At 62.4% G+C, this 9338-nt stretch carries 9 protein-coding genes; 1 reads left to right on the top strand and 8 read right to left on the bottom strand.

The window, feature by feature from the left end:
* Window positions 1-288: 288 nt before the first annotated feature.
* The 8 genes from ACIQ36_RS15185 to argH all read right to left on the bottom strand — a co-directional run bounded on the left by ACIQ36_RS15185 (window position 289) and on the right by argH (window position 8655).
* Complete coding sequence (locus tag ACIQ36_RS15185; protein ID WP_395830790.1) at window positions 289-1218, bottom strand: restriction endonuclease; 930 nt, start codon at window positions 1216-1218, stop codon at window positions 289-291.
* A gap of 76 nt (window positions 1219-1294) precedes the next feature.
* Window positions 1295-2023 (bottom strand): substrate-binding periplasmic protein, encoded by a 729-nt coding sequence (locus ACIQ36_RS15180; RefSeq protein ID WP_395830787.1) that lies wholly within the window; start codon window positions 2021-2023, stop codon window positions 1295-1297.
* A gap of 136 nt (window positions 2024-2159) precedes the next feature.
* The gene (locus tag ACIQ36_RS15175) at window positions 2160-2744 is read right to left on the bottom strand and encodes a cache domain-containing protein (protein WP_395830785.1); all 585 of its coding nucleotides are present in this window, start codon (window positions 2742-2744) and stop codon (window positions 2160-2162) included.
* On the bottom strand, window positions 2675-3205 hold the full coding sequence (locus tag ACIQ36_RS15170) for a methyl-accepting chemotaxis protein (protein ID WP_395830783.1): 531 nt from the start codon (window positions 3203-3205) through the stop codon (window positions 2675-2677). Before ACIQ36_RS15170 ends, ACIQ36_RS15175 begins: the two co-directional genes overlap by 70 nt.
* A 161-nt stretch (window positions 3206-3366) precedes the next feature.
* The gene (locus ACIQ36_RS15165) at window positions 3367-5847 is read right to left on the bottom strand and encodes a TIGR02302 family protein (protein ID WP_395830781.1); all 2481 of its coding nucleotides are present in this window, start codon (window positions 5845-5847) and stop codon (window positions 3367-3369) included.
* 2 nt (window positions 5848-5849) lie between these two features.
* Window positions 5850-7118: a diaminopimelate decarboxylase gene (gene lysA / locus ACIQ36_RS15160; RefSeq protein ID WP_395830778.1), complete on the bottom strand. Its 1269-nt coding sequence runs from the start codon at window positions 7116-7118 to the stop codon at window positions 5850-5852.
* Window positions 7115-7252, bottom strand: coding sequence for a hypothetical protein (locus ACIQ36_RS15155; protein WP_395830774.1), 138 nt, complete (start codon window positions 7250-7252; stop codon window positions 7115-7117). The genes lysA and ACIQ36_RS15155 overlap by 4 nt, the downstream gene beginning before the upstream one ends.
* Window positions 7249-8655, bottom strand: coding sequence for an argininosuccinate lyase (gene argH, locus ACIQ36_RS15150; protein WP_395830771.1), 1407 nt, complete (start codon window positions 8653-8655; stop codon window positions 7249-7251). The genes ACIQ36_RS15155 and argH overlap by 4 nt, the downstream gene beginning before the upstream one ends.
* Between argH and ACIQ36_RS15145 the strand changes: the two genes are divergently transcribed.
* Window positions 8654-9280 carry a TlpA family protein disulfide reductase gene (locus tag ACIQ36_RS15145; protein ID WP_395830768.1) on the top strand — a complete coding sequence of 209 codons (627 nt, stop codon included), beginning with the start codon at window positions 8654-8656 and terminating at the stop codon, window positions 9278-9280. The genes argH and ACIQ36_RS15145 overlap by 2 nt on opposite strands.
* Window positions 9281-9338: the final 58 nt, after the last annotated feature.

Raw genomic sequence — 9338 nt, 5'->3', positions numbered from 1 at the left:
AAAACCCCGATGATCTGCTCTTCCGTAAACCGTGTGCGCTTCATCTTCGTCCGACTCCTGCTGTCGGACTCTACATCAAGACGGATCCAAAATCGGGGGGCACGTCACCTCCGAAATCAAATTATTTTCCGTAATTATATTATTAAATTCATTAACCCCTTCATCAATATTATATTGATCCAATATACGAGAAACATCGTCCTTTTTCAAAATTACATAACCACTTTCACAAAATTTTTTTTTCTTTTGATCCAAGAGAGACATATTTTTGTTTCCTTCCATGATTGCTCACTCCGGTGCCAGAAAAAACACCCGGCGCAGACGGAGGGAGCCTTTGTCCTCTTCCGTTAGCCGGTCGTAGAAGCTTGTCCATTTTTCCAACAGACCGTTGAGGTCCATCAGGTCGATATGCACGCCGCCTTGGCGGGCTTCGCGCACGGCCTCGCTGGTGAAGCCTGCGGTGGAGACGAACAGGCCCATTTCGCGGTCTTGGCGCAGGATGCCCCGCAGGGAGGCGATTTCGTCGCGGGTGGCTTTTTGGCCGCTGCGGGCGCGGTGCTTCACTTGCACGCGGATATGGGGGGTTCGCGCGCCCAAAGGGTCGGGATAGGCCAGAATATCGGTGCCGCCGTCCGGGCCTTTGGGGGCGATGAAGGGCGTTGTGTAGCCCATGCCGCGCAGCAGCGCCGCCACCACGTCTTGCAGCTCATAGGGGCCGAGGTTGGCGAGGTAATCCTCGATCTCCGCCCGCGCATCGGCTTCCGCCCGCTCGAACACGAAGGAGCGTTTTACATCCGCTTGCTCGAAAACAGGCGCGCCGGGATCAGGGCTAACATCCTTTGGCAGCGCACCATCTTCGACAGGTTGTGTCGCCTTCCATTGCCGATAGGCGCGCTCCGCATTCTCAAGCAAATCCGATGCGGACAGCGGAAGAGCAGCTTCCCCTTCCGGGGTGATATGCCATTGGCCGCCGTGCTTGAGGATAAAGCCCGCCTTTACAAGCGCAATGGAGTAAAAATGGAGTTTAGTTTCCCAGCGCACATAGCCGGTTTTCTCGTAAACCCGCAAATCATCGGGGGTGAAGCTAACTTTTGCCGCCACCGCCGCCTTCACCTCGCGCAACGGCAGGCTTCCACCCGCCGCGTGCAGCGCCTCTAAGGCGGCTTTGATGAAGAGGGCGGCGCGGTCTTTAGACGTATTTTTTTTAGGCTCGCGCATGGGTCCATCGCTCAAATCATATTGAGCGACAGACTATCACGCGCACTTAACCGTGTCCTGCCCGCGATGCGGGTGTTTAGCGGGGGGCCCAATCCTTCGTAACATAGACATCGATAATCTTATCGATGCTGCCGTCGCTGCGCATCGCGGCGAGCGCGGTTTTCAGTTTGGCTTGGGTGTCGGCAGAGGCTTTGTCGCGGGCGGCGAAGAGGGCTAGCGGGGTTTCGATCAGCTTTAGGCTATCGCCCAGCACGTCCGAAAGCTCGAACACTTTGGCGGAAAAGCGCAGGCCCGGCGCGCTGCCGATCCCGGCATCGATGCGGCCCGCCTGCATTTTCTTAAGAAGCTGTTCGAAGTTCGGCTCTTCCGATTTCTTCAGGCTCGCGTCCTTATCATAGTCGCTGCCGAAATTGGTGCCCTTCACGAAGGCGGTATTGAGCGGCTTCAGGTCATCATAGGTTTTTAGCGTCACGCCTTTACGCGCGAGGGCCACGATGGGGATGCTGAACACATCGCCCAAGGGGTCGGCGTCCATCTTGGTGAGCGCGCCGATCATGGCGAAATCGGCCTGTTTGGTATTGATGCTTTCGATCATCCGCGCCACCGGCACGTCGCGCGCGACCAGATCGACGCCCGCGCGCTTGCCCAATTCCTGCACCACCGACACCAGCACACCCACGGTTTTATCGCCCTGCTGGAAGGCCCAGGGGGCATTATTCGGCACCAGAACGGTTTCGGCCCGGCTGGGCAGCGCCAGAGCGAGGAGGGCGCTAAAGCCTGCCCCGAGAAGAAGATTGAGATGCATGTCTTATCCCTTGTAAAAATGGTGTGCGGCGTGTTCCCCGACCGTCGGGGACATAACGGCGCAGTTTAGGGTTAGGATTTGCTAAAATTCTGCTAAGAATTGTCTAGACAAGCATATTTTCTGTCGCAGAGCCACCCTACCCTTCCGCCCGCACGGTCTGGATCACCACGCCGTACCAGCCTTGCCCACGGTAGGTTTCGTAACCGGGGGTGAGCGCGTATCCCGTGACAGTCTGGTCGTTCTGATAATAGCCGACCGTCTTGCCCGTCTCTGGCAAATGCACCTGCTCGTGCAGCACGCCTTGATCGTCGGAGGCGGCGATGATGCGGTGGTTTTCGTCGACCAGCAGGCAGCGCGTCATTTTCCACTCCTCATCGTCGAGGCGGATGCCTTTCACCACGGCGCTGGCCTGGGGTTGCCAGTCGAAGAAAATGCCCAAAACGCCGATGGGCTCGCCATGGGCTTTGCCCTTCTCGCGCACCGCCGTCGCAAAAATCGAAACCTGATGATTACCCAAATGCGGCACGGTTTCGATATCGCAGGCGATATAATCGTCGCCGCTGCGGGTGCCGAGGCCGCGCTTGAACCAGTCGGTTTTCGACACGTCCGCCCCCCGCGCATTGGGAAAGCGATTGCCGCGCCCGGTGGCGATCACGCGCCCATCCAACCCCACGACCCACAGGTCGAGATAGACCGTGTAGCTATTAAGAATAACCGCCAACCGCTCCCCGCCACCGCCGCCATCTCCGCCCCATCGGGCGAACTGCGATGGGTGAGCGCGTCGAGCACGGCCTGATCGGTCGCCCACCAGCGTACATCGCAGGAGCGCTCGTAAAGATTGCGGTCGATGAGTTCGATGACATTCGCCGCCAGGTCCGAGAGGCGCTGGCCGCGCACCTGCCGCACCAGCTTTTCCCCCAGGGCTGAGAGTTCGCCAATCGCGCCCGATAGTTCAGTTGTCAGGTCTTCGGCAATATGGGTGATCCGGTCCGAAATCGCCTTGACCTCGCCCGCGACCACGCCGAAGCCCTTGCCTGCGTCCCCCGCCCGCGCCGACTCGATAATCGCATTCAGCGCCAAAATCCGCGTCTCTCGGGTGATCTGCTTAATCTGCGTGATCTTGTTGTCGGCAATCGTACCGACTTTGCGCGAAAGGGAGATGATGCGTTCAGGCTGTGTCACGGGGAAGCCTTGCACTGTTGGAATAGGACGTTTGCGATAAGCGAAGGGCGCGTAGCAAAGCTCATACCAAAAGGATCTGTTAACCTTTTGTGTCTAATCCCCACTCACAGGCTGAATTTTGCCCAAAAACTAGCCCCCAATGCTTAAACATTAATATAGGACTAAAAACCGCGTAAGAGTCGGTCAATATACTCGCGCTCCAGCGTTGGCCGGGTCGGATCGGCGGCGCGCCGACGCAGATCGTCGAAGATCGTGCGGGCGCGCTCCACGGCGCTATCGTCGGGGATGCGCACCCGATCGTCGTTACCCAAGCCGTTCCCCGGATTCTGATCGCCCCGGTCGCGGCCCAAGGGATCGCGATTTTGGCCGGTGGTGGTTTGCTGGCCGGGGCGTTGGCCGGGGCGCGGACGCCCTTGGCCCGCCCCCTGGCCTTCGCCCGCCTGCTGACGTTGCTGATCCGCCAGCCCGCGCATCGCGTCGCGCAATTGATCGAGCGCCTGCTGCTGCGCGCCTGCCGCACCGCCCTGCTGGCCCTGCTGAAGCCGAGAGAGCGCGTCGCGCATCGCCTGTTCGGCCCGCCCAAGCCCTTGGGGCATGCCGCCATTGGCCTCGCCCAACTGGCGCATGATTTCCCCTAAGCGGCGGCGCAGGCTTTCCTGCTCGCCCGCCATATCGCCGTCACCCGGCTGCGGCTCGCCCTGTTGGCCCTGTTGGCCTTGCTGGCCCCGTTGGCCGCGCTGGCGGTTCTGCTGAAGCCCACGATCCATTAGGCTGCGCTGCTGACGGGCAAGGTCTTGCAGGTTTTGGAGCGCCTGACTGGTCGGGTCGCCGTCGTCCTCGCTCATTTCGCTTTCGTCGCCGTCCGCGAGTTCGGGTTCGGCATTGGCGAGCTGTTCCATCAACTCCCGCAACTGATCGAGCAAGGCTTGCGCCTGCTCCTTCTGGCCTTGGCGGGCGAGTTCGCGCGCCTTATCCATCATTTGCTGAATATCGCGGTTCGTGACCATACGCGCGTTGGGGTCGCGCGGGCGGCGGGGCCGGTCGGCGCGCTGAGAATTTTCAATCGCGCGGCGGGTGAGCGCTTGCATATAGCGGTCGAGCGCCTGTTGCATCGCGTCCAGCCGCTGCTGCATTTCGGGGTCGGTCAGATCCTGCTCCAGCCCCTCCTGCACCGCCTGCTGCGCGTCGCGCAAATCGCGTTCCAACACACTGAGGTCGCCCTCTTCGAGCCGCAGGGCGAGATCCCAGAGCGTGCGGACGACCGGCGCTTGATCCTCGCCCGACTCCTGCAAGATCAGCCGCGCGCGCGCGCTCATCAGCCCCAGAAACACCAGCGTATCGTGACTAAAAGCCTGCGGGCGGATCGCCAGTTTCTCCAGCGCGCGGGCCACTTCCGGCGCGCTATCGGGCTCCTCGGTGAGGGCGCGGCGTAGGTCGATAATGGCTTTGGCAACGGGGTGGGTGAAGGCGCGCGCTGGGAGGATCAGCAGTTCTGGCTCCGACCGCCCCTCCTGCCCGCGCCCATCGCGTGCAATCAGGGTGATCGCGACGGGCAGCCCTGCCCAAGGGTGATCGGTCAGATCGTGCAAGGGCGCACCGCTCGCCGTTTTGCGCGCGGGCGAGGCCAGGGTCAGGCTGAACGGTTCGCCCTTGCGCTCCGACAGGCGAATTTCGGCGCGCACGCTTTCGATGCCGTAATCATCCTCCGCGCCCCAGGGCAGGCGCAGGGACTGGCGCGGCGTCGGGCCGGGGCGCTCGCGGAAGGTGATTTTCGGCACCGCATCGGGCAGCACGCGCACCGGCCAAGCACGGTTGAGCAGCGTCAGCGTGCCTTCTTGCGCGTCGGGGGGAACCGGAAGCGTCGCCTCCCCGTGCCAAACGCCATCGCTCTGGCGGGTGAGCGGGGTTGCTGCGACGCCGGGGGCGGAAAAGGCCGGGGGTGTTTTCGTCTCATAGCCGGAAAGCTGGACGGAAAGCTGCGTGCCGCCGGGCAGCGCGATTACCTCGCCCTCGGGCAGGCGCGACAGGGCGAGCGGCGGCAAATTGGTATAGGCAGGTGGGGTCGCCCAAACATCCATCGAGGGGGGCACCGCCGACACGGTTTCGAAGCGGGGCAGAAAAGCGTCGCGCAGCCGCTCCCCCCGATCCGGCCCGGCCGCGAAAAACCCGACGATCAGCGCGGAAACCACCAACGCGCGCAGCCCGAACGGGTCGACCTCATAGGCGCCGCGCGCCGGAATGCCGGTGCGCAACTGCGTGAGGGACGCCAGCACGCGGGCGCGATGCACCTGCCAGAGCGAGAAGGTAACAGCGTCGCCGCCCGCCGGTTCGTCCTGCAACGTCGTGAGCGGACGATGAGCGAGGCCGGAGGCGGTTTCGATCCGCCGATCCACTGCCGCGCTGTCGGGCCAGCGGAAATGCCGCAGCCGGGTCCAGCCGAGGCCAAACCCCACCGCCGCAAACAAAATCAAAATGGCGAGATGCGCCCAACCGGGCAGCAGAAACAGAAGGCCCGTCCACGCGAGCGCCACGAAGATTAGCGCCAAACCCAGCAGCGGCAGCAGCGCCGTCCACCCAGTTTCCCACGCGAGCACAAGTTTTGCCCGCCCCCGTGCCCAACGCAAGGAAGCGGGCGTCTCCATGCTTACGAGCCTGTGGAAACGAAGGCCGGGGTCGGGCTTTCGTCGGCAAATAAATCGTCCAAGGAACGGCGGGGTTTAATCACGGCGAACTGATCCCCTTCCACCAAGACTTCGGCGGGCAGCGCGCGCGTATTGTAGCTGGAAGCCATCGCGGCGCTATAGGCCCCTGCAGATAAGATAGCGAGCAAATCGCCGTCCACCAAGGGGGGCATGGGCCGATCTTTGGCAAAAATGCAGGAACTTTCACAAATCGGCCCAACGATATCGACCGCAGCCAGCGTTTCCGCCGTTTCCCGCACCGAAATAATCTCGTGCCACGCCTCGTACATCGCCGGGCGAATGAGGTCGTTCATGCCCGCATCGAGAATATAGAAACGCCGGTCGGAGCCTTGCTTCACATATTCGATCCGGCTGAGCAGCACCCCGGCATTGCCGACCAGATAGCGGCCCGGTTCGAACATCAGCGTGCCCGTGAAGCCTGCCGTGACGCGCTTCACCATTTCGGCATAGGCACCGATATCGATGGGCGCTTCGCCGTGGTAGGGAATGCCGACGCCGCCGCCGCAGTCGATCCGCGTAATCGGATGGCCCGCCGCAATCAACTCCTGCGCCAGCGCCACCAACCGGATCAGGGCCGCTTCGAAGGGCGCAACCGTGGTGATTTGGCTGCCGATATGCATCGCCACCGCCGCCGCGCGAATGCCGGGAAGCGTGGCGGCATGGGCATAAACGGCCTTCGCCTGATCGAGATCGATGCCGAACTTATTGCCCTTCTTGCCGGTAGTGATCTTGGCGTGGGTGCCCGCGTCCACATCCGGGTTGATGCGAATGGCGACATCCGCCACCAGCCCGCGCGCGGCGGCAATCGCCGAAATCCGCTCCAACTCCGGCAGGCTTTCGACGTTGAACTGAAGAATGCCGATGGTCAGCGCTTCCTCGATTTCCGCCGCGCTTTTGGCAACCCCGGCGAAGACGATCTTCTGCGGGCTCACCCCTGCCGCCACCGCGCGCTTCACTTCGCCGATGGAAACGGCATCCGCCCCCGCCCCTTCGCGCGCCAACAGGCCGAGCACGGCGAGATTGGAATTGGCCTTCACTGCATAACAAATCAGCGCGTCGCGGTCGGAAAAAGCTTCGGCGAAATCCCGATAGGTCGCGCGGATCGTATCGCCGGAGTAAACGTAAGTCGGCGTGCCCACCGCTTCAGCAATCGCCGTCAGCGAAACCTGTTCGGCGTGAAGAGAACCGGAGATATAGGAAAAACCGCTCATTGCGTCGGGTACTTTCTAGGATAGATCGAATCGGTGCCGGCGGGTGGGAGCGGCTCGGCTTTCTTGCCGCAGGCACTGAGCGCGAGCGGAGCCAGAACGGCGAGCAGCAGGGTGAATTTCAGCATGCGGGTCATAGGAAGCGTGCCTTCGCTTGAGCGACGGCCGCCGCTACCCGGTCCGGCGCGGTGCCGCCGAAGCTTTGGCGCGCGCCTGCCGAGCCTTCGACCGTTAGGACGCTATGAACATCCTGGCGAATCTCCGGGTGGAGGGTTTGGAAGTCCGCAAGCTCCAACTCATCCAGCCGCACGCCGCGCGCTTCCGCCAGCGCCACCGCCCGGCCCGTAATGTGATGGGCTTCGCGGAACGGCACGCCCAACTGCATCACCAGATAATCGGCCAAATCGGTCGCGGTTAGGAAGCCGCCGAGCGTCGCCTGCTGCATCGCGGCCCCCTGCACCTGCATATCGCCGATCATGCCGGTCATGGCGGCGAGCGAGAGGGAGAGGGTTTCGACGGCTTCGAACACCGGCTCCTTATCGTCCTGCATGTCTTTCGAATAGGCGAGCGGCAGGCCCTTCATCACCATCATGAGGGCAGTGAAATTGCCCAAAGTGCGCCCGACTTTCGCCCGCACCAGTTCGGCGGCGTCCGGGTTGCGCTTTTGCGGCATGATCGACGAGCCGGTCGAAAACGCATCCGACAGACGAATGAAGCGGAACCGGTCCGAACACCACAGCACGATTTCTTCCGCAAGGCGCGACAGATGCATGCCGAGGATTGACGCGCCCGCCAGAAACTCCAGCGCAAAATCCCGGTCCGAGACGGCATCGAGCGAGTTCGCCGTAGGCCGGTCGAAGCCGAGAAGCCGGGAGGTCAAGTCCCGGTCAATCGGGTAGGGCGTGCCCGCCAGTGCCGCCGAGCCGAGCGGATTTTCATTGAGGCGCTTCCGGGCATCGGCAAAGCGCCCGCGATCCCGCCCCAGCATTTCCACATAGGCGAGCAGATGATGGCCAAGCGTCACCGGTTGCGCCGCCTGCAAATGGGTCATCCCTGGCAAGATCGTGCCCGAATGTTCCTCCGCGCGGGCAATCAACGCCGCTTGCAGGGCTTTCAGGTCGAGATCAAGCTGGTCTATAGCATCGCGCAGCCACAGGCGGAAATCGGTCGCTACTTGATCGTTGCGCGAGCGCGCCGTGTGCAGCCGCCCCGCCGAGGGGCCGATGAGTTCCGCCAACCGCGCTTCGACATTCATATGAATATCTTCGCGGTCCACCCGAAACTCAAACTGCCCGGCGTCGATTTCAGCCAAAACCCGGTCGAGCCCTTCCAGAATCGCGGCACCATCGGCGGCAGGAATGATCCCCTGCGTCACCAACATCGTACAATGGGCCTTGGAACCGGCGATATCTTGCCGATATAGGGTTTTGTCGAAGCCGATGGAGGCGTTAATCCGCTCCATGATCGCGGCGGGACCGGCGGCGAAGCGGCCGCCCCACAGCTTGTTGGTGGCGGGGGAAGAAGAGGAAGAATCGGCCATGCCTAAGGTACCATCCAGTCCTGATAACGAGGCGCTGCCGCCCCTCACGCGGCGGGGCGTGCTGCGGGCAACAATTGGGTCCGCCATTTTCACCATGTGCGCCCCACTTGCAACAGCGCAGGCAGCCGAAGCCCTGCCGCTGACCGGCCCTATGGCAAAATTGAAACTCTCCGCGCCCGATGCGGCCAGCCGTTCGCCCGTGCCGGATGTGGTCAGCCTCGATGAAACTGGGGCCGAACGCCGCTTGTCCGACCATCTTGGCAAACTCGTGCTCCTGAATTTCTGGGCGACCTGGTGCATCCCGTGCGTCAAGGAAATGCCCGCCCTGTTGAAACTCTCACAACGCTGGCAAGCGGAAGGCCGGGCGGCCACGGTGCTGCCGATCAGTCTCGACCGGGCAGGACTTGCCAAAGTGCAGGAATTTTATGCCCAGCACGGGCTCGCGTCTCTGCCGCTGCGGAACGACAAGGGCGGGGCAGCGGGCCGTGCGTTTTCGTTGCGCGGGCTCCCGACGAGCATTCTGATCGACGCGAAAGGCCGGGAAATCGGGCGTTTCGAAGGGGATGCGCCGTGGGATGGGCCGGAGGCGGAAGCCTTATTCAAAGCCCTCCTCAGCGAAACTTAACTGGCATCCTTTTTGCTGCCCCGCTAGCATCGCGGCCCACTGCGGGTAAAAGACTAGG

The sequence above is a fragment of the Elstera sp. genome (genome assembly GCF_044372965.1).
GTDB lineage: Bacteria > Pseudomonadota > Alphaproteobacteria > Elsterales > Elsteraceae > Elstera.
This window is presented reverse-complemented; position numbering and strand designations above follow the sequence as displayed.